Raw genomic sequence first — 18384 nt, forward strand, 5'->3', positions numbered from 1 at the left:
CTTTACTCCGCCGCTTGCTGACCTTGCCAAACTGCACCAACCTCGGCGCGGATGATCCGGGCGATGAGCGCGCAATCCTCCAGCGAAAAGGTCAGCGGCAGGCGCATATCGAGAATGCCACGCAGGATGCGATCCGACTCTGGCATTCGCTCCGACGGCGCATAGCGCCAGCTATCATAGCGGCTGGTGAAGCCGGTGGGTTCCGCCCCGCCAAACCATTTGAGTTCAACGCCGCGCGCCGCACAGCGGGCCACAACGTCGTTCACCGCTTCCGTGCTCCAATTCAGCAGCAGGAACTGAATGGAAGACCCGACATAGGTCTCCTCTTCTGGCCGGTCGACAACCGTCAAACCCGGCGTGTTGCGCAGCCCCTCTTCCACCGCCTTGTACCGCGCATTCCACGCCTTGCACTGCTGATCCAAACTCGCCAGCTGTGGGCGCAGGATAGCCGCGCGCAGATGATCCATGCGGCCCGACACATTCGGCGTGGTGTATTTCACGCGCTCAAACACCTCATCGGGCGGCACCGTGCCGTGACGACCATAGAGCATGTAAGACCCCGAAAGGATAATGGCGCGCGCCATCACCTCATCCTCATCGGTGACGAAAAACCCGCCTTCGCCAGAATTCATATGCTTGTAGGTTTGCGTCGAATAACAGCCTATTTTGCCGAATCGTCCCGAAGGTACATCGCGCCAGTAGGCCCCCATCGTATGCGCGCAGTCCTCAATCACCGTGATCCCGGCAGCATCACAAATCGCCATCAGCCGATCCATATCGCACAGATGCCCGCGCATATGACTCAGCATCAGCACCGAGACCTGATCCACCTTGGCCTCAAGATCATCGAGGTCAATCGTCAGGTTCTCGGTCACGCCCACGAACACCGGCACAGCGTTCACACTGGCAATCGAGCCGGGCACGGGGGCCAGCGTAAAGGCGTTGGTGAGCACCTTGTCACCGGGCTGTACCCCAATCGCGCGCAAAGCCGTCGCCATGGCGTATCCACCTGAGGCCACAGCCAAACAGTACTTTGCACCCACAGAGGCGGCAAACTCCTGCTCCAGACGCCCCACTTCGCCCACATCACCGGGGTCAAGATTGTAGCGGTGCAAGCGCCCGGATTTGAGCACATCAAGCGCCGCCGAAATCCCTTCGTCAGGGATCGGTTCCTGCTGGGTAAAATTGCCTTTGAAGACTTCGGTCATGGTCAAACTATCCGCCTATGTGCCCTGTCGGGTCAAGTCATCCCAAAAGCCGCGCCACGACGCCCGGCAAATCTTCAAACCGGTCGATGGTGGCTTCAGGCTCCAGCGCGCGCACATCGTCTTCCCCTGGCCCGAAGGTCACAAGAACCGATGGCACTCCCGCCGCACGCGATGTTTCTCGGTCGGTCACCGTATCGCCCACCAAAAGACAGCGCGCGGGATCGCCGCCTGCCTGCCGCACCGCGTGGCGCAAAGGCTCGGCATCCGGTTTGCGCACAGGCAAGGTATCGGCCCCCACAAGCGCGCCAAAATCCTCCAGAACCCCAAGGCTTGTCATGAGTTGCCGCGCCAGACCTTCGGGCTTGTTGGTGCAAATCGCCACTTTGTAGCCGCTCTGTTTCAACGTCTCGACCGTCTCCATTGCGCGGGGGTAAAACACCGTATGATGGTCTATCGCCTGACCATAGGCCTCAAGCAGCACAGGATAGTAACGGTCAATCTCGGCCTCATCCTCTGCGCGGTTCAGTCGGGACAGCCCAAGTTTGAGCATCGCCCGACCCCCGCGCAGGGCGGTCGCGGCGTCATTTTGAGGATTAAGCATGTCACCGACACCCATCTGACGAAAGCACGCATTGGCCGCCGCGATCAGGTCTCCGCTTGTGTCCGCCAGAGTTCCGTCAAGATCAAACACCACTGTTGTCATACTTTCACCGCTCTTTAAGGGCCTTATCCGGTCTTGTAACCCACGCTTTCGGCGGGTTTTCGCACGGCTTTGTCACATCCCGCAATCAACTTTGATGGGCTGCGACCTTGCGCGACACCTGCGAACCTATAAAACGTGCAAGCCCGAGAGGAACGAGGACGCGGATGAGTACAGCTTTGGTAATCCTGGCCGCTGGTCAGGGAACGCGCATGAAATCAGACCTGCCCAAGGTGTTGCACCATGTGGCGGGCGCGCCGCTTTTGGTGCATGCCATGCGCGCCGGGGCATCGCTTGCGCCTGAGCATACGGTCGTGGTGACGGGTCATGGCGCGGAGTTGGTCGGAAAAGCCGCGCGCGCCTATGATGAGGACGCGCGCATCGCCCATCAGGCCGAGCAGAAAGGCACAGCACATGCGGTGGCCCAGGCTGCACCAGAACTGGCCGGCTTTGAGGGGGATGTGATCGTGCTCTATGGCGACACGCCGTTTATCTCACCTGAGACATTGGCCCGGATGCGCGACGCGCGCAGCACCCATGATGTCGTCGTTCTAGGCTTTGAAGCAGCTGATCCTGGGCGCTATGGTCGCCTTGTGATGAGCGAGGATGCGCTTGAAAAGATTGTCGAATTCAAAGATTCCGACGATGCCACGCGCGCCATCACATTCTGCAATTCCGGGGTTATTTCGGCCTCTGCCAAGACCTTATTTGAACTGATTGACGCCGTGAGTGACGACAACGCGGCAGGTGAATACTACCTCACAGATATTGTTGGGCTGGCGCGTGGCAGAGGCTTGTCGGCCACCGCGATTGCCTGCGACGAAGCTGAGACGCTCGGCGTCAATTCCCGCGCCGAACTGGCACAGGCCGAAGCGGCGTTTCAGGCGCGCGCCCGGAGCGAGGCCTTGGACAACGGCGTCACGATGCATGCCCCGGAAACCGTCTATTTCGGCTTTGACACAGTTGTTGGCCGCGACACGGTTATTGAGCCCAACGTGGTCTTTGGCCCGAACGTCACAGTTGAATCCGGGGCCCATATCCGTGCCTTCTCACATCTTGAGGGATGCCATGTGGCTCGTGGTGCAGTTGTCGGGCCTTACGCGCGCCTGCGCCCTGGCGCGGAACTGGCAGAAGACGCGCGGATCGGCAATTTCGTGGAGGTTAAGAACGCGCAGATTGGCGAAGGCGCCAAGGTGAATCACCTCAGCTATGTGGGCGATGCCAACGTCGGCGCAGGCAGCAATGTTGGCGCGGGCACGATCACCTGCAATTATGACGGCGTGATGAAGCATCGCACCGAGATTGGTGAGCGTGTGTTCATTGGCTCCAACACGATGTTGGTGGCCCCTGTGACGGTTGGTGACGACGCCATGACCGCCTCAGGCTCAGTCATCACACACGACGTCGCGCCCGAAGCACTGGCCATTGCACGGGCACGACAAGAAGTTAAACCGGGCATGGCGCGCAAGCTCTTTGACATTTTGAAAAAGAAAAAAGCTATTCGGGACAAGGGTTAAGATTTATGTGTGGGATTATTGGTGTTCTCGGCGAGCATGAGGTTGCTCCAACCCTCGTAGAAGCGCTGAAGCGGCTGGAATATCGCGGCTATGACAGCGCGGGCATCGCGACGATCAACAAAGACAAACTCGACCGCCGCCGTGCAGTGGGCAAGCTGGTGAACCTGTCGGACCTGCTCGTGCATGACCCCCTGCCGGGCAAAGCGGGTATCGGTCATACCCGCTGGGCCACCCATGGCGCGCCCAATGTGGCCAACGCCCATCCGCATAAATCCGGACCCGTGGCCGTGGTACATAACGGGATCATCGAGAACTATCTTGAGCTGCGCAGCGAACTGGCCGCCAAGGGGCTGGCCAATGAGACCGATACGGATACTGAAACCGTGGCGATGCTGGTCAACGCTTATATGCAAGACGGCGACGACGCGGTGACTGCTGCGCGCAAGACAATCGCACAGCTTGATGGTGCTTATGCACTGTGTTTCCTGTTTGATGGCGAGGATGATCTTATTGTGGCAGCCCGCAAGGGAAGCCCGCTGGCCATTGGGTATGGCGAGGGTGAGATGTATGTCGGCTCGGACGCGATTGCGCTGGCCCCGCTCACAGATCGTATCGCTTATCTCGAAGAGGGCGATATTGCGGTCATCACCCGGCAGAGCGTTGAAATCAAGGATGAAAACGGCACTCTGGCCAACCGCGAAATTCGCACCGTGCAGTTGGATAACGCCCGCGTGGACAAAGCCGGGCACAAACATTTCATGGCCAAGGAAATCGCCGAACAACCCGGCGTGATAGGCGATGCGCTGCGCCACTATCTGAATGAAGATGGTGCCACGCTGAATCTGCCGCAGGCGGGCCTTGATTTTAAGGCCTATGATCGGCTCACCATGGTGGCCTGCGGCACGGCCTACTATGCGTGCCTCACGGCCAAATACTGGTTCGAACAACTGGCCGGTATGCCCGTCGAGGTCGATATTGCGTCTGAATTCCGCTATCGTGAGCCTCCGGTATCGGACCGTACCGCCGCCCTTTTTGTCAGCCAATCAGGAGAGACGGCCGATACGTTGGCGGCCCTGCGATACTGCGAAGGCAAGGCCACCAAAATCCTGTCGGTGGTCAACGTGCCCGAAAGCTCAATTGCCCGCGAAAGCGATGTTGCCCTGCCCATCTTTGCTGGCACAGAAATTGGTGTGGCCTCAACGAAGGCCTTCACCTGTCAGTTGACCGTGTTGCTTTTGCTGGCGCTCAAAGCTGCGTCGGACCGAGGCGAGATAGAGGCAACAAAACTGAAAGAAGTACTCTCTCGTTTGCGCGCCATTCCCGCGGTTCTCAACACTGCGCTTGAGACCAATGACGACTTCCGCAAAGCGGCCAGCCGTCTGGCGAATTCAGACAACGCGCTCTTTCTCGGGCGTGGCCTGATGTATCCCCTGGCCTTGGAAGGCGCATTAAAACTAAAAGAAATCAGCTATATACACGCCGAAGCTTATGCGTCTGGAGAGTTGAAGCACGGGCCTATCGCATTGATCGACAAGGAAATGCCTGTTGTTGTCATGGCCCCGCAGGACGCGCTGTTCGGCAAGACCGTCTCGAATATGCAAGAAGTGATGGCGCGCGAAGGCAAGGTGATCCTCATCACCGATCCTCCAGGGGCCGAGGCCGCAGGTGAAGACACATGGATGACGCTTGTCTTGCCGCAAGTCGACCCAGTGCTGACACCGATTGTCTATGCCATCCCAGCGCAACTCTTGGCCTATCACACCGCGGTCGCCAAAGGCACGGATGTGGACCAACCGCGTAATCTGGCCAAATCGGTGACTGTGGAATGAGCGCGCCTGCCCCGGACACAGGTTCCGGGCCACTTTCACTTGAAACAGCGCTTGACGCTCTACGGGCGCATGTGGAACCCGGTCGCGCCGACGGCATGGCGGGGTATCACAAGGTCCCGCGCACCTATTTGGGCGTGCCAAACCCAGCATTGAATGATCTGGCCAAAAACTGGCGGCAGTCTATGCAGGTTAATGATCGCGTGGTACTCGCCCAATCCCTATGGGCCACAAACATCTTCGAGGCCCGGCTGGCTGCGGCCAAATTGCTCACGCAAGCGCGGATCACCCCGGATGAGGGTGTCTGGAGCCTAATCACAAGCTGGTTGCCCGATTTTGACAGCTGGGCCATTGCCGATCACGCCATGATGGCGGGGCAAAAGCGTCTCATGGCAGACCTCACGCGGCTGGATGAGATCGAGACGTGGACACGTTCGCAAAGCCATTGGACCCGTCGCGCCGCAATGGTCATCACTCTGCCACTGACCAAACAAAACCACCCCAAGCCGCATGAGAACGCCGCGCGGGAGCGTGTTTTGGGATGGGCCGCAGCCTATGTCCAGGACCCGGAATGGTTCATTCAGAAATCCGTGGCCTGGTGGCTGCGCGACTTGTCAAAGCATGATCCTGATCGTGTGCGCGCGTTCATGTTCGAACATGCGCCACAGATGAAACGGTTTGCCCGTAAAGAAGCCGAAAAATATTTGTAAATTCAGCTTCCTGAAAGATACACTTCAACTTCTGGCAAATCCGTCAATCCCACTTGCAAAAGCCGCATTACCGCCAGCGAAAGCTGACTTCCGGCGCCAGCATCGGCCTCAAGCGGAATAAGATCAACAGCCACACTACTGCCCGTCGGTGCGTGCGAAACCCGTCCTTTGGCAGGCGCATCCACCAGCGGCGTTTTGATCCATAGCCCCGGCTCAGCCACATCACCTAAGGCTGCTATCGTAGAGCCAAGGCGTTTTTCTCCTCCCGAGGGCCCGACCACCGCCGCGGCGCGCTCTTGTTTGGTCGTTGTGTCAAAGGCCTCGACGGTGCGCGCATCTGCTGGCGGCGCGACACCGCCAGATGCTTGCGCTTCGGAGGGCAATTCGCTGTCTTCACTTGTCGCCTGATCTGACTTATCCGCCGCGGGACGCCAGCTTTCGGGCAGCACAGCACAGCCAACGAGTACGAAACTGGACAAAATGACCAAAAATACATGTCGCATACCCTAAGACTAGGCCGCCGTGACCGTGACTTCAATCACCGACATCACCCTCTTGTCGCACCGTGCGGTTTTGCTTACCTTCCCCTTTATGACGGCCCCATTGATCGATCCATTCCAGCGCGCAATTTCATACCTGCGCGTCTCAGTCACCGACCGGTGTGACTTCCGCTGTGTGTATTGCATGTCGGAAAACATGACCTTTCTGCCCAAGAAAGAACTGCTGACTCTGGAAGAGCTGGATCGCATGTGCTCGACCTTCGTACGGCTCGGGGTGGAAAAGCTGCGCATCACCGGCGGTGAGCCACTCGTGCGGCGCAATATCATGATGTTTTTCAACGCCATGACGCGCCACCTTGAGGCCGGTAGCCTCAAGGAACTGACGCTGACCACCAACGGGTCGCAACTGGAGCGTTTTGCCGACGATCTTTATGCGGCCGGCGTGCGGCGGGTGAATGTGTCGCTTGATACAATCGACGAACAGAAGTTTGCGGACATTACACGCTGGGGGCGTTTGCCTCAGGTGCTGAAAGGCATTGATGCCGCTCAGCGCGCTGGCATGCGGGTCAAGATCAACACCGTGGCGCTCAAGGATTTTAACGAAGATGAACTGTTCACCCTGGTCGAATGGTGCAAATCCCGCGACATGGACCTGACATTTATCGAGGTCATGCCGATGGGAGATATCGGCAATGAGGACCGGTTGGGCCAATACTGGAAACTGTCCGATCTGCGGACGCGGCTCGCTGAACAATACACGCTCAAAGATCTCGCCGAGCGCACCGGCGGCCCGGCGCGGTATGTCGAGTTGGAAGAAACCGGTCAGAAGGTCGGCTTCATCACACCGCTCACCCATAATTTCTGCGAAAGCTGCAATCGCGTGCGCCTGACCTGCACAGGAGAGCTTTACATGTGTCTGGGCCAGGAGGACATGGCCGATCTGCGTGCGCCGATGCGCAACAATCCCGGCAATGACACACCGTTGGAGGACGCCATTCGCGCCGCGATTGAGCGCAAACCAAAAGGCCATGATTTCGACTATTCCCGCCAAACCGTGGATGGGCGCGTGTCGCGCCACATGAGCCACACCGGCGGCTGATGATCAGGCAAAACCCACAATGACTAAGGCGCCCCTGCCCGTGCGCCTCTACCGGAGTGCGGCCAATCTTGTGGCACCTTTGGCGTACCGCCGGGTCGCTAGAAAGTTAAAGGACCAAGGCACAGATCCGTCGCGCATACCCGAGCGGATGGGCCATGCCGCTGCGGGCCGTCCCGATGGCAGGCTCTTGTGGTTTCACGCGGCCTCGGTGGGCGAGAGCCTGTCGGTATTGCGCCTGATTGAGCAGATGGGCCGCGATGTGCCCGACCTGTCGTTTCTCATCACCTCAGGTACTGCCACGTCAGCAGAAATTGTAGGCCGCCGCCTTCCCCCCAGAACGCAGCATCAGTTTGCTCCGCTGGACGCCCTCGCGGCGGTCACAAGGTTCCTCACCCACTGGCGGCCCGACGCCGCTATTTTTGTGGAGAGCGAGCTTTGGCCTCAGATGCTCCTTGAAACGCACGCAGCGGGCATTCCCATCGCCCTGATCAATGCGCGTATTTCGGATCGCTCCGCGCGCAATTGGGCGCGGTTTCGCACGACGGCGCAATACCTGATGCAGCATTTTACAATGATCCATTGTCAGGATGCGCGCACTCAAGCGCATATGAGGTCTTTGGGATTCATCCACGCCACACAAGGTGTGAATCTCAAATCGCTTGCAGGGCCACTGCCCTATGATGACCATGCGCTCAGCCAGACGACTAAAACCAACGGTACGCGATTCGTCTGGCTGGCCGCGTCCACGCATCCCGGCGAGGATGAGATCGTGCTGGACGCGCACCGGGCCTTATTGAAGGAAAGACCGGACGCTCTGCTCGTCATTGCTCCGCGCCATCCCGAGCGAGCGGATGATATCGAAAGACTGATTGGCGATGCAGGCCTGCTATCAGCCCGTCGATCCAAATTTGAGCCCATCAAGGAACAGACCCAGGTTTATCTGGCCGACACCCTTGGCGAGATGGGGCTGTGGTATCGCCTGTGTCCGCTGACATGTCTCTGTGGGTCCTTCTCGGATGTCGGCGGGCACAACCCCTATGAACCCGCCTACGCCGGATCGGCCATCCTGCACGGGCCGCTCTATGCCAATTTCGGCGACACTTATGCCGATCTGCACGCCGCTGGCGCCGCGCAGCAGGTGGCAGATGCCCAGGCGCTTGGGGCAACGATCACCAAATTGGCCCAAAGCCCAGACGAGCTGGCCAAACACCGCGACACTGCTAGCGCATTTGCCGCCGCGCAATCCGATGAGCTTGGGAGTTTTGCGCAGACCCTTTCCAAGGCTCTGGGGCTGGGGTAGTCACAAAAGCGCATCAACGTTGGGGGCGTGGCGCCGTGCCAGAGCTGATCGTCACAAATTTCAACCGGAATTTTACCGGCGTGTCCGCGACCGCGGCCAACGTGGTTCGTCAGCATATGCAGACATATGACCTTGCCTTGGCAGGTCAGCCCCTACTCGGCTGCCCGGACCCGATCTCCAAATCCAAGGCCATCTCGTTATCGCGCCTACGCCCCAAGGACCGCCCTTTCACCATCTGGCATGTCCGCCGCAACACCGAAATGCGCGCGGCCCTCTGGGCGCGAGATGTGCTGCGCCTGCCGGTAAAAATCGTCTTCACCTCGGCGGCCATCCGGCGGCATTCGGCCTTTCCGCGCTGGCTGATTTCGCGCATGGATGCGGTGATTGCAACGACCGTAGAAGCCGCGAGTTTCGTGCCCAATGTGCGCGGTATCGCCCCACACGGCGTGGACACTGACACGTTTTATCCCGCACGCGACCGAGCCGACGCGTGGTCGCTCACTGGCTTTCCCGGCACGCATGGTATTGCCACGATTGGACGTATCCGACGTGAGAAAGGCACGGATCGATTTGTCGAGGCGATGATTGCGCTTTTGCCCAAGCACCCAGGCCTGACGGCTTTGGTTGTGGGGCGCGCCGCTCGATCCGATCAGGCGTTTCTTGAGCGATTGCAAAGCAAAATTGAACAAGCCGGACTATCCGGCCGCATCCTCTTTCCAGGTGAAATGCCTGCCTCCGAGCTGCCTGCACTGATGCGGGCGCTCTCTTTGGTGGTGCAACTGCCACGCTACGAAGGATACGGCATGACCCCGCTCGAAGGCATGGCCTCAGGCGTGCCTTTCGTGGCCACGGATCAAGGGTATTACCGGAGCTTTTCGGCGCAAGGCAGTTGTGGCGTGATTGTACCTGATGAAGATCAGCAGGCGACGGTAAATACCCTTTCCGATCTGCTCAACGCACCTGAGCGGCTCGACACCATGTCCTATTCCGCGCAGGAAGCGGCCATGTTTCAACTCAGCTCTGTGCGAGAAGCAGACGAAATCTCAAAGGTATACGAAGACCTCTGGGCCAAAGGGTAGACCGTACAAAAAGGCCGGACGCTTTAAGCCCTTGCATGTGTCCCGTACAAGGTTAGGATACCGGCTTCATTTGGACCAAGGCAGGCGTTTTTCATGTACGAATACAAGGTCATTCCCGCTCCCGCGAAGGGCAAGAAGAAACGTGGTCTCAAAGGAGCGGAGGCCAGATTTGCCCATGCTCTGGAAACTGCGATGAATGAACTGGCCGCTGACGGTTGGGAGTTTCAACGCGCCGATATATTGCCGAGCGAAGAGCGGCAGGGTCTGACCTCTACGCAAACAGTGTATCGCAGTGTTCTGGTGTTCCGCAGATTGACCGAGGCCGATGCGATTGAGGCCTTGGTGGAAGCCCAAAAAGACGAAGCTGATCTTTCAGAGGACCATGATGACGAGCTGGAGGACGACATGTCGCAGGACGAGATGCACTCTGTCGAAGACGCCGTTGAAACCGAAGAACCAGAGGCTGAAAAGGTCTGAATGCCTAAAAATTTGGCAATTGGGACTGGCAAGGTCCCGCTGAACCCAGCACGGACAAGACATCACCGAACTTTTTCTGAATTCACCCCTTCTATTCGCCTGCCAATGACATAAACTCTCTGCTCCGAGTCACCTAGGGAAGTCACATGCCCAAAGAAGATCCTTTCGGATTCGACATGTCCGTCTCTTCTGCAAAGAAGAAGAACCCCCGCGGACGCAGGGGCATGTCCGGTGCGTCCGAGACCTCCACTCGGATATGTGACTTTGACGGCTGCAATGAGCCGGGCAAGTACCGCGCACCCAAGGCGCCTGACGTGCTGGATGACTTCTACTGGTTTTGCAAAGATCATGTGCGTGAATACAATCTGCGATGGAACTTCTTTAACGGCACCACCGAGGCGGAAATCAACGCACAGATGTCATCAGACAAGGTTTGGGAGCGCCAGACGAAACCAATGTCCGACCCCGAGGCCCGCGCCTGGGCCAGGCTTGGCATTGAGGACCCGCATCAAGTTCTGGGCGGCAATGCCACGCAAAATCCGGGCAAAAACCGGGGCGGCCAGCGAAAGCTGCCCCCCACTGAACGCCGTGCCGTTGAAATTCTCGAGGCCAAGGACAATTGGACCAAAGCCGAAATTCGCAAAGCCTACAAAGCGTTGATCAAGGTGCTTCACCCTGACATCAATGGCGGCGACAGAAGCCAGGAAGAACAGTTGCAACAAGTCGTCTGGGCCTGGGACCAGATCAAGCAAAGCCGGAATTTCAAGTAAGATACTGGGCTTTATTGTTCAGCCGGAGCTGGCGCCATTCGGCGCGCGCCAAGTCTTGGGTGCAACCGCCCAGCCAAAGCCCAGCATCCCAAGAGTGCTGCGCCGCCCACCGCAAATACGCCCGACAGCGGCGCGATGAGCAAAACCATCCAGGCCGCACCCGGGGTCAGGATGCCCGACACGTCGCGATAGCTGGAATAAACGGCAGACATCTCGGTGCGCTCTGATGGCTTGACCGCCATCAGGAAGGGAAGCCCACCGCTAATGTCGAGCAGCACCAGGAATACGGATCCCGCAAAGAGCAGAGCCAGAACAACAACTGGCTGGCTTTCAATCATCCAACCGCTCAGGAACAACACGCCCGAGGCCAGAAACCCAGACCGAACGGCCATGCGAACTGAGTTGCGCTGCATCCAGCGCAGCATGAACGGTGTGAGAAAAAGCATGCCATTGGTGACCGAAAGCATGATGCCCCCGGTTTGCGGGTCAAGCCCTCTTTCCACCGCGAAAATAGGCACGTAGACAACATAGATCCACCACCCACAGGATCGCACCACGGCAAAGAGCCAACCAGCCACCAGGCGCGGCTGACGAAAGAACCGTCCCAGATAGCGCATCGGATTGGCGGTGGTGCGTTTCGCACGGGTGATCAGCTTACCATTGCCCAGCCGCATGAAAAGGAAGACGCCAAGCATGATCAAAGCGGCCAGGGCCGCAACAATGAAGGGAGCTGGCGCCCACCATTCCATAAGGCCCACCCCTACAACCGGGCCCAATGTCCAACCCAAGGCGCTGTAGAACATGCGCAAAGTCTCGCACCGGCCCAGTTCGACCCGGGCCACGTAGTCCAACACATAAGCGTTGAAACACACAAACAACGATACGGTCGCCACCGAAATGAGAACCAGCGCAATGACAACACCAGTGCCTCCCGAAGCTCCAAAGAGTGCACCAACCACGAATGTCGCTGCTGCCGTGCTGTAAAGCCAACGACGCGGAATGATCCGGTTGAGCCAGGGCACGAGCAACCCGGCTAACAAAGACAAAATTCCGATGATAAAATAAGCCTGCGATACGACCTGCGCATCGTCCAGCGCTTGGTACATGGCCAAAGGAAAGACCGAAACCAGCACGCCACGGGCCACGGATTCCGCAGCCGCCAGCACAGCGAACCCCTTCAGAGAGGGGACTGGGGCATGGCGAAGCCATTCAGGGATTCGACGCTCGAACATGCCGGACCGATGCGCTGTTTCAATCACGTCACGATGACGGCGCACTCTCCGCTGTCGCTTCTATTCGCGACTTGAGAGTCGGAAATGACCCTAAGCTCTGGAGTTTTTGAAGAACCGCTAGGCTGCCCTAAACACCAAACTTACCCCGTTGATGCAGTGCCGCTCGCCGGTCGGCTCTGGCCCGTCGTCGAAGATATGCCCCAAATGGCTGCCGCAGCGGCGGCAATGGCACTCGGTGCGCGTGATAAACCATGACCGGTCCGGTTTGGTGCCGATGGCATCCGGCATTGCCTGCCACCAGCTCGGCCAGCCGGTTTCGCTGTCATATTTGTGCTCAGACGCATAGAGCGCCAGATCACAGCCCCGACAGTGATATGTTCCCGGATCGTACACCTTGTTGAGCGGCGAACTGAATTTGCGCTCGGTCTCTTCCTCGCGCATGACCAGATATTCCACCTCAGTCAGCATGGCGCGCCATTCGGCCTCCGTGCGGGTGATTTCAAACGCGCCTTCCGTTGCATTCGCGCGATAACTGGCAAGGCCAAAGCCCCCAGCCAGAACACTAAGAATGAATGCCCGTCGTTGCATATTTCTCTCCATTTTCTCGACCTATGGGTAAGTTGCGGGGCAGGCATGGTTATCCATGTCTCCCTCCTGCCCCGCGCGCCCCGGGGGACAGATGGTGCGCCTGTTGCACCGCTCTCCGGGGTGTCACTCGTCACTTGCCCGGGAGAATAACCTGATCGACCACATGGATGACGCCGTTGGATTGCTGCACGTCAGCGATCGTCACCGAGATCATGCGCCCCTGCTCGTCCTCAAGCATGATGGCATCACCATCATATGTCGCGTTGAGCATGCAGCCGCCTAGCGTGGGAACCACATGACTGCCGCCATCATCATCAATCATGCCTTTGATGGCGGTGCTCATCGCATCCGCGCCCACGACGTGACAGGTCAAAACCTGCGTTAGCTGCTCCTTGGCCTCAGGCTTCAAGAGCGCATCCACTGTGCCTTCGGGCAAAGCAGCAAAGGCATCATTTGTCGGCGCGAAAACCGTAAATGGACCTTCGCCCATCAAAGTATCGACCAAATCAGCAGCCGTGACAGCGGCCACAAGCGTGGTGTGATCCGCGGAATTTACGGCATTCTCAATGATGTTCTTGGACGCGTACATAGGCGCCCCACCGACGTCTGGGTTGCCCGCAAAGACGGCAGACGCCGTGGCTGCAATACAAACCGCTCCGGTTGCGACGATGTTCTTGAAATTAGTCATTTGGGTGTCTCCTCTTTTGACCCGAAGCCAGGCCATTTGCCTGACCACACCAGAAGTCACGCAGGCCAAAAGAGAAAGTTTCACCTTGGTGTGATTTTTTTGGAATCAGACGTTCGACAGAGGAGCTGTGGCCAAAACTTCACCCGTCGGTGCCCCCGTCGGTGATCCCCCCGAAGGCTCATCCGAAATTGCCAGAACGCCACCTTCAAGCGCCGCGACAAGTTCGGGCGAAACGGATAAACGTGCGGCTTTGTCTTCGGGCAGAACACCCAAAGAAACGGGGGGATTGTCCCCAGCGATCAGCCAAAGCTCTAATGCGCGCCCGGGACGAGCGGCACCTGCCACACGTTCCACATAGAGCTCTGACGCCTTGGCATCGTAGCCCGCAAGCACAACCAAAGAGCCATCCTCTGTCGCGATATCAGAAGTATACGTTGGATTGAGTGGCGGTGAGACGCCCTGCCCGGGCAAATCCACCGTCAGAAACAACACCGCCGCCAGAGCGCCAGCAACCAGGATTCCAGGACCAAACCGATCAAACCAACTACGCCGTTCTGGCCTTGCGTCGGGGAACAATTGCGCGTTGATCTGCACACGCACCCGTGAGGGCGGCGTTTCTTCTGCAATATCCTCGGCCATCGCCGCAAAATCCTCGGCCCATTGCGCATAGGCCGTGCGCAACGGAGGCTCAGAGGCCAGGCGCGCTTCAAACGCTGCCGTCTCCTCAGCAGACATGAGGCCCAGCGCATATTCCGCGGCCAGGGCCTGATCGTCATCTTTGTCTGCGTCTGCGCTCATCGCGACAGGCACTCCCTTAGTTTCAACAGGCTGCGACGCAGCCAGGTTCGCATCGTATTGATCGGCACATCATACCGATCCGCCAAGTCTGCATAGCTGTCACCTTCAAGATAGGCGGCCTGCACCGCCTCTGCACGATCCGGTTCCAGCTCGGACATGCAGCCCATCAAGCGCGCCCGCTCTCCGGCCTGCACCGCCAGCACCTCTGGCCCGGGTCCAGCGTCTGGCACCGTGTTGATAACCGTCTCTGACAAAGCCTCGGAGCCACCTTTGCGCCGCCGCAACGCATCAATGGCCGCATTTCGCGCAATCGTAATCAACCAGGTCATTGGACTAAATCCGCCCGCCGCGTAATGATCCGCCTTCTGCCAGACTTTGACATACACTTCCTGCAGCACCTCCTCAGCCTCAGCCCGAGTCTTCAAGATACGCAAAACAATGCCAAAAAGTTTCGACGAGGTCGCTGCATAAAGCGCGTCAAACGCAGCCCGGTCTCCCAGAGCGCATTTGGCAATCAGTGTTTCAAGCTCTTTGCGATCCATTCTTAGCTTTCGCGCCTTGCCTGTAGAAACCTAGGGCGCATTGCGGGGAGCGGCCAGTAAATCTTTCCCTTTCCCTTGCCCTTCCGAGCGATATGTTGCACAGCGAGACGCAGCGAACAGACGATGATTGAAGGACAAGGCAGATGGCCGACGGCACCGTGGACCGCGATGTAAAACCAACCGAGGAAATCTCGGTTCGTGACATGTTTGGGATTGATACCGACATGACGGTCAAAGGCTTTGCCGAGGCCTCCGATCGCGTACCTGAGATTGACAGCACCTATAAGTTCGACCCCGACACGACGCTGGCCATTCTGGCTGGTTTTTCTCACAACCGCCGTGTGATGGTCCAGGGATATCACGGGACGGGCAAATCGACTCATATCGAACAAATCGCCGCGCGTCTCAAATGGCCTGCCGTTCGGGTGAACCTGGACAGCCATATCAGCCGGATTGATTTGATCGGCAAAGACGCCATCAAGCTGCGTGACGGCAAGCAGGTGACGGAATTCCACGAGGGCATCCTACCCTGGGCACTGCGCAATCCCGTGGCCATTGTATTCGACGAATACGATGCGGGCCGCGCCGATGTGATGTTTGTCATCCAGCGCGTGCTGGAACATGACGGCAAGCTGACGCTTCTGGACCAGAACGAGATCATCACGCCCCACCCCTGTTTCCGCCTCTTTGCGACAGCCAACACCGTCGGCCTTGGCGACACCACGGGTCTCTATCACGGGGTGCAGCAGATCAACCAAGCCCAGATGGACCGCTGGAGCCTTGTGGCGACGCTCAACTATCTCAGCCATGACGCCGAAACCGCCATTGTCATTGCCAAAAACCCGGTGATGAATACCGAGGCCGGGCGCAAGACCATCAGCCAGATGGTCACGGTCGCGGACCTGACACGCACGGCCTTCATGAATGGGGATCTCAGCACCGTTATGAGCCCCCGGACAGTCATCAACTGGGCACAAAACGCACATATCTTCCGCGATGTGGGCTATGCCTTCCGCCTGACGTTCATGAACAAATGCGATGAGCTGGAGCGTCAGACCGTGGCGGAGTTCTATCAGCGCTGCTTTGACGAGGAACTGCCGGAAAGCGCTGCGAGCACGAGTTTGGGGTGATGGGTGTAAGGGCGTCTCTAAGTCTTTTGAAGGTCTTTGATAGCCGCTTCCAACTCGTCAAGGCGCTGGTCATGCCCACCCATATTACCCGCCAACATGGTCGTGATATACGTCAGACCGTCGATGCGAAGGTTCACTTCATTGAACCCTTCTTTCATCTCCTTGCGCATCTCGCGCAGAAGCTGGATTGTGTGGTTTTCGGTATTCTTAGCCATTCGGCACTCCGCTCCTGTCAAAAACATAGTCATCCGACCACACCATTGCAAACCCGCCCTTAATACATGATTAACCAAACAGCATCATGACCAAACCCACCGACAACCCTGCTGATCCGTTCAAAAAGGCCCTCGCCGAAGCCACCAAGGTTTTGGCGGATGACGCCGAACTGAGCGTGACCTATTCGGTCGACCCTGCCGGGTTGTCAGGCGACACAATGCGCTTGCCACAGGTGAGCCGCCGGATGACCCGGGATGAGGTTTTGCAAGCGCGCGGCACGGCCGATGCCCTTGCCATGCGGCACAAGTATCATGATGAAGGTCTGCACAGCCGCTATTGCCCCCCGGGTGAGATGGCGCGCGATCTTTATGAGGCGATGGAAACCGCCCGATGCGAGGCGATGGGTGCGCGCGACATGCCCGGCACGCATAGCAACATCGACGCCAAGATCGGCGCTGAAGCGATGCGCAAAGGTTACGATCAGATCAAGGATGCCTCAGAGGCCCCATTGGCCACGGCTGCGGGCTATCTGATCCGGCATCTGGCCACGGGACGCGACCTTCCGGAAGGGGCGGCCAACGTCATGGAGCTGTGGCAAGGTTTTATCGAGGATCAAGCCGGTGGCACACTTGAAGATCTGCAAGCAAAGCTTTCTGATCAAACGGATTTTGCCCGGTTCGCCCGGCAGATCATTGACGATCTGGGCTATGGGGATCAGCTTGGCGATGACCCTGACTCCATCGACGATGAACAGGAAAACGAGGCCGAGCAAGAGACCGAACAGGATGACGAGCCGGAAAGCACCGGCGACGATGACAGCGACGAATCCGAGGCAGATGCCGACCCTGAGCAAAGCCAGGAAGATCAGCAGGACGAAGCTCAGGCCCAGGTCAGCATGGATGACATGGCTGACGAGGAAATGGGCGATGAAACCGAGATGCCCGAAGGCGAGGCTCCGCTAGAGCCGCCTCCGCCGCAGCCCATCTCGGACGCTGATCCCGACTATGCCGTCTATAACATTGGTTTTGATGAAGAAATCCACGCCGAAGACCTAGCAGAACCGGTCGAGCTGGAACGTCTGCGCGCCTATCTCGACCAACAGTTAGAGCCGCTCAAGGGCGCGGTAAGCCGTCTGGCTAACAAGCTGCAACGTCGCCTGCAGGCGCAGCAGAACCGCTCGTGGGAGTTTGACCGCGAAGAAGGCATTCTTGATGCTGGCCGCCTAGCGCGCGTGGTGGCCAACCCCACCACACCGCTGAGCTTCAAGGTGGAGAAAGACACCGAGTTCCGCGACACGGTTGTGACTTTGCTTCTCGACAATTCCGGCTCGATGCGTGGGCGTCCGATTTCCATCGCTGCTATTTGCGCTGACGTTCTCTCACGCACGCTCGAACGCTGCAACGTGAAGGTAGAGGTATTGGGCTTTACCACCCGCGCCTGGAAAGGCGGACAAAGCCGCGAGGCGTGGCTCAATGAAGGCCGCCCACAGCTGCCCGGGCGTCTCAATGATCTGCGCCACATCATCTACAAATCCGCCGATGCGCCCATGCGCCGAACCCGGACCAATCTGGGCCTGATGATGAAGGAAGGCCTTTTGAAGGAAAATATCGACGGCGAGGCGCTGGAATGGGCACACCGGAGGTTGGTAAACCGGCGCGAGGCCCGTAAAATCCTGATGGTGATTTCCGATGGCGCGCCTGTTGACGACTCAACTTTGTCCGTTAACCCTGCGAATTACCTGGAAAAACACCTGCGCGACGTGATCACCATGGTGGAAAAACGCCGTCAGGTGGAACTGCTTGCGATTGGCATCGGCCATGACGTGACGCGATACTATCAGCGCGCCGTGACCATCACAGATGCTGATCAGCTGGCCGGGGCGATGACCGAGCAGCTGGCAGCACTCTTTGACAGCGATCCACGCGCCCGAGCACGTGTCATGGGGATGCGTAAGGCGAGTTGATATCGGTTGTGGATTTTCGGGTCAGGCCCATAGGCCGGGGT

The 18384-nt window shown here is 58.3% G+C and carries 19 protein-coding genes; 10 read left to right on the forward strand and 9 right to left on the reverse strand.

The genetic code is table 11. From position 1 onward, the window contains the following. Positions 1-2 precede the first annotated feature (2 nt). Both RZ517_RS12220 and RZ517_RS12225 read right to left on the reverse strand, forming a co-directional pair. The gene (locus tag RZ517_RS12220) at positions 3-1208 is read right to left on the reverse strand and encodes a DegT/DnrJ/EryC1/StrS family aminotransferase (RefSeq protein ID WP_338548489.1); all 1206 of its coding nucleotides are present in this window, start codon (positions 1206-1208) and stop codon (positions 3-5) included. 37 nt (positions 1209-1245) lie between these two features. After that, entirely contained in the window at positions 1246-1911 is a 666-nt protein-coding gene (locus RZ517_RS12225) for an HAD-IA family hydrolase (RefSeq protein ID WP_338548490.1), read from the reverse strand. Between the two features lie 164 nt (positions 1912-2075). On the opposite strand from RZ517_RS12225, the gene glmU reads away from it, so the two are divergent. From glmU to RZ517_RS12240, 3 genes are read left to right on the forward strand one after another with little or no spacing between them, the layout of a single operon-like run. Then, positions 2076-3425, forward strand: a complete 1350-nt coding sequence (gene glmU / locus RZ517_RS12230; RefSeq protein WP_338548491.1) for a bifunctional UDP-N-acetylglucosamine diphosphorylase/glucosamine-1-phosphate N-acetyltransferase GlmU — start codon at positions 2076-2078, stop codon at positions 3423-3425. Positions 3426-3430: 5 nt separating this feature from the next. Further along, entirely contained in the window at positions 3431-5254 is a 1824-nt protein-coding gene (gene glmS / locus RZ517_RS12235) for a glutamine--fructose-6-phosphate transaminase (isomerizing) (protein WP_338548492.1), read from the forward strand. Then, positions 5251-5961, forward strand: coding sequence for a DNA alkylation repair protein (locus tag RZ517_RS12240; RefSeq protein ID WP_338548493.1), 711 nt, complete (start codon positions 5251-5253; stop codon positions 5959-5961). The genes glmS and RZ517_RS12240 overlap by 4 nt, the downstream gene beginning before the upstream one ends. A gap of 2 nt (positions 5962-5963) precedes the next feature. Here RZ517_RS12240 and RZ517_RS12245 read toward each other — a convergent pair whose 3' ends face one another. Beyond that, positions 5964-6464, reverse strand: coding sequence for a hypothetical protein (locus tag RZ517_RS12245; protein WP_338548494.1), 501 nt, complete (start codon positions 6462-6464; stop codon positions 5964-5966). 88 nt (positions 6465-6552) lie between these two features. Between RZ517_RS12245 and moaA the strand changes: the two genes are divergently transcribed. From moaA to RZ517_RS12270, 5 genes are all read left to right on the forward strand, one after another. Continuing rightward, entirely contained in the window at positions 6553-7560 is a 1008-nt protein-coding gene (gene moaA, locus RZ517_RS12250; protein WP_338551146.1) for a GTP 3',8-cyclase MoaA, read from the forward strand. 19 nt (positions 7561-7579) lie between these two features. Further along, positions 7580-8860, forward strand: a complete 1281-nt coding sequence (locus RZ517_RS12255; protein ID WP_338548495.1) for a 3-deoxy-D-manno-octulosonic acid transferase — start codon at positions 7580-7582, stop codon at positions 8858-8860. A gap of 35 nt (positions 8861-8895) precedes the next feature. Continuing rightward, positions 8896-9939 (forward strand): glycosyltransferase family 4 protein, encoded by a 1044-nt coding sequence (locus RZ517_RS12260; RefSeq protein ID WP_338548496.1) that lies wholly within the window; start codon positions 8896-8898, stop codon positions 9937-9939. Positions 9940-10032: 93 nt separating this feature from the next. Then, positions 10033-10416 carry a DUF4177 domain-containing protein gene (locus RZ517_RS12265; RefSeq protein ID WP_338548497.1) on the forward strand — a complete coding sequence of 128 codons (384 nt, stop codon included), beginning with the start codon at positions 10033-10035 and terminating at the stop codon, positions 10414-10416. Between the two features lie 146 nt (positions 10417-10562). Next, positions 10563-11186 (forward strand): J domain-containing protein, encoded by a 624-nt coding sequence (locus RZ517_RS12270; protein WP_338548498.1) that lies wholly within the window; start codon positions 10563-10565, stop codon positions 11184-11186. Between the two features lie 11 nt (positions 11187-11197). On the opposite strand, the gene RZ517_RS12275 is transcribed toward RZ517_RS12270, so the two are convergent. From RZ517_RS12275 to RZ517_RS12295, 5 genes are all read right to left on the reverse strand, one after another. After that, positions 11198-12418 carry an MFS transporter gene (locus tag RZ517_RS12275; protein WP_338551147.1) on the reverse strand — a complete coding sequence of 407 codons (1221 nt, stop codon included), beginning with the start codon at positions 12416-12418 and terminating at the stop codon, positions 11198-11200. Between the two features lie 117 nt (positions 12419-12535). Next, the gene (msrB, locus tag RZ517_RS12280; RefSeq protein WP_338548499.1) at positions 12536-13006 is read right to left on the reverse strand and encodes a peptide-methionine (R)-S-oxide reductase MsrB; all 471 of its coding nucleotides are present in this window, start codon (positions 13004-13006) and stop codon (positions 12536-12538) included. 130 nt (positions 13007-13136) lie between these two features. Next, positions 13137-13694, reverse strand: coding sequence for a fasciclin domain-containing protein (locus RZ517_RS12285; RefSeq protein WP_338548500.1), 558 nt, complete (start codon positions 13692-13694; stop codon positions 13137-13139). A 105-nt stretch (positions 13695-13799) separates the two neighbouring features. Continuing rightward, positions 13800-14492 carry an anti-sigma factor gene (locus RZ517_RS12290; protein ID WP_338548501.1) on the reverse strand — a complete coding sequence of 231 codons (693 nt, stop codon included), beginning with the start codon at positions 14490-14492 and terminating at the stop codon, positions 13800-13802. After that, positions 14489-15034: a sigma-70 family RNA polymerase sigma factor gene (locus tag RZ517_RS12295; RefSeq protein WP_338548502.1), complete on the reverse strand. Its 546-nt coding sequence runs from the start codon at positions 15032-15034 to the stop codon at positions 14489-14491. The genes RZ517_RS12290 and RZ517_RS12295 overlap by 4 nt, the downstream gene beginning before the upstream one ends. 143 nt (positions 15035-15177) lie before the next feature. Between RZ517_RS12295 and cobS the strand changes: the two genes are divergently transcribed. After that, positions 15178-16164, forward strand: coding sequence for a cobaltochelatase subunit CobS (cobS, locus tag RZ517_RS12300; protein ID WP_338548503.1), 987 nt, complete (start codon positions 15178-15180; stop codon positions 16162-16164). Between the two features lie 17 nt (positions 16165-16181). On the opposite strand, the gene RZ517_RS12305 is transcribed toward cobS, so the two are convergent. Then, on the reverse strand, positions 16182-16379 hold the full coding sequence (locus tag RZ517_RS12305; protein WP_338548504.1) for a hypothetical protein: 198 nt from the start codon (positions 16377-16379) through the stop codon (positions 16182-16184). An 86-nt stretch (positions 16380-16465) separates the two neighbouring features. Between RZ517_RS12305 and cobT the strand changes: the two genes are divergently transcribed. Then, the gene (gene cobT, locus RZ517_RS12310; protein WP_338548505.1) at positions 16466-18343 is read left to right on the forward strand and encodes a cobaltochelatase subunit CobT; all 1878 of its coding nucleotides are present in this window, start codon (positions 16466-16468) and stop codon (positions 18341-18343) included. The last annotated feature ends 41 nt before the right edge of the window (positions 18344-18384 follow it).

Origin of the sequence: Roseovarius sp. S88, from assembly GCF_037023735.1 — a bacterium.
In the GTDB taxonomy this organism is placed as follows: Bacteria; Pseudomonadota; Alphaproteobacteria; order Rhodobacterales; family Rhodobacteraceae; genus Roseovarius; species Roseovarius phycicola.

Bases quoted from the DNA above. Each gene is read 5' to 3' on its own strand.
- RZ517_RS12220 (WP_338548489.1), bottom strand. From the start codon at position 1,208: ATGACCGAAGTCTTCAAAGGCAATTTTACCCAGCAGGAACCGATCCCT.
- RZ517_RS12225 (WP_338548490.1), bottom strand. From the start codon at position 1,911: ATGACAACAGTGGTGTTTGATCTTGACGGAACTCTGGCGGACACAAGC.
- glmU (WP_338548491.1), top strand. From the start codon at position 2,076: ATGAGTACAGCTTTGGTAATCCTGGCCGCTGGTCAGGGAACGCGCATG.
- glmS (WP_338548492.1), top strand. From the start codon at position 3,431: ATGTGTGGGATTATTGGTGTTCTCGGCGAGCATGAGGTTGCTCCAACC.
- RZ517_RS12240 (WP_338548493.1), top strand. From the start codon at position 5,251: ATGAGCGCGCCTGCCCCGGACACAGGTTCCGGGCCACTTTCACTTGAA.
- RZ517_RS12245 (WP_338548494.1), bottom strand. From the start codon at position 6,464: ATGCGACATGTATTTTTGGTCATTTTGTCCAGTTTCGTACTCGTTGGC.
- moaA (WP_338551146.1), top strand. From the start codon at position 6,553: ATGACGGCCCCATTGATCGATCCATTCCAGCGCGCAATTTCATACCTG.
- RZ517_RS12255 (WP_338548495.1), top strand. From the start codon at position 7,580: ATGACTAAGGCGCCCCTGCCCGTGCGCCTCTACCGGAGTGCGGCCAAT.
- RZ517_RS12265 (WP_338548497.1), top strand. From the start codon at position 10,033: ATGTACGAATACAAGGTCATTCCCGCTCCCGCGAAGGGCAAGAAGAAA.
- RZ517_RS12270 (WP_338548498.1), top strand. From the start codon at position 10,563: ATGCCCAAAGAAGATCCTTTCGGATTCGACATGTCCGTCTCTTCTGCA.
- RZ517_RS12275 (WP_338551147.1), bottom strand. From the start codon at position 12,418: ATGTTCGAGCGTCGAATCCCTGAATGGCTTCGCCATGCCCCAGTCCCC.
- msrB (WP_338548499.1), bottom strand. From the start codon at position 13,006: ATGCAACGACGGGCATTCATTCTTAGTGTTCTGGCTGGGGGCTTTGGC.
- RZ517_RS12285 (WP_338548500.1), bottom strand. From the start codon at position 13,694: ATGACTAATTTCAAGAACATCGTCGCAACCGGAGCGGTTTGTATTGCA.
- RZ517_RS12290 (WP_338548501.1), bottom strand. From the start codon at position 14,492: ATGAGCGCAGACGCAGACAAAGATGACGATCAGGCCCTGGCCGCGGAA.
- RZ517_RS12295 (WP_338548502.1), bottom strand. From the start codon at position 15,034: ATGGATCGCAAAGAGCTTGAAACACTGATTGCCAAATGCGCTCTGGGA.
- cobS (WP_338548503.1), top strand. From the start codon at position 15,178: ATGGCCGACGGCACCGTGGACCGCGATGTAAAACCAACCGAGGAAATC.
- RZ517_RS12305 (WP_338548504.1), bottom strand. From the start codon at position 16,379: ATGGCTAAGAATACCGAAAACCACACAATCCAGCTTCTGCGCGAGATG.
- cobT (WP_338548505.1), top strand. From the start codon at position 16,466: ATGACCAAACCCACCGACAACCCTGCTGATCCGTTCAAAAAGGCCCTC.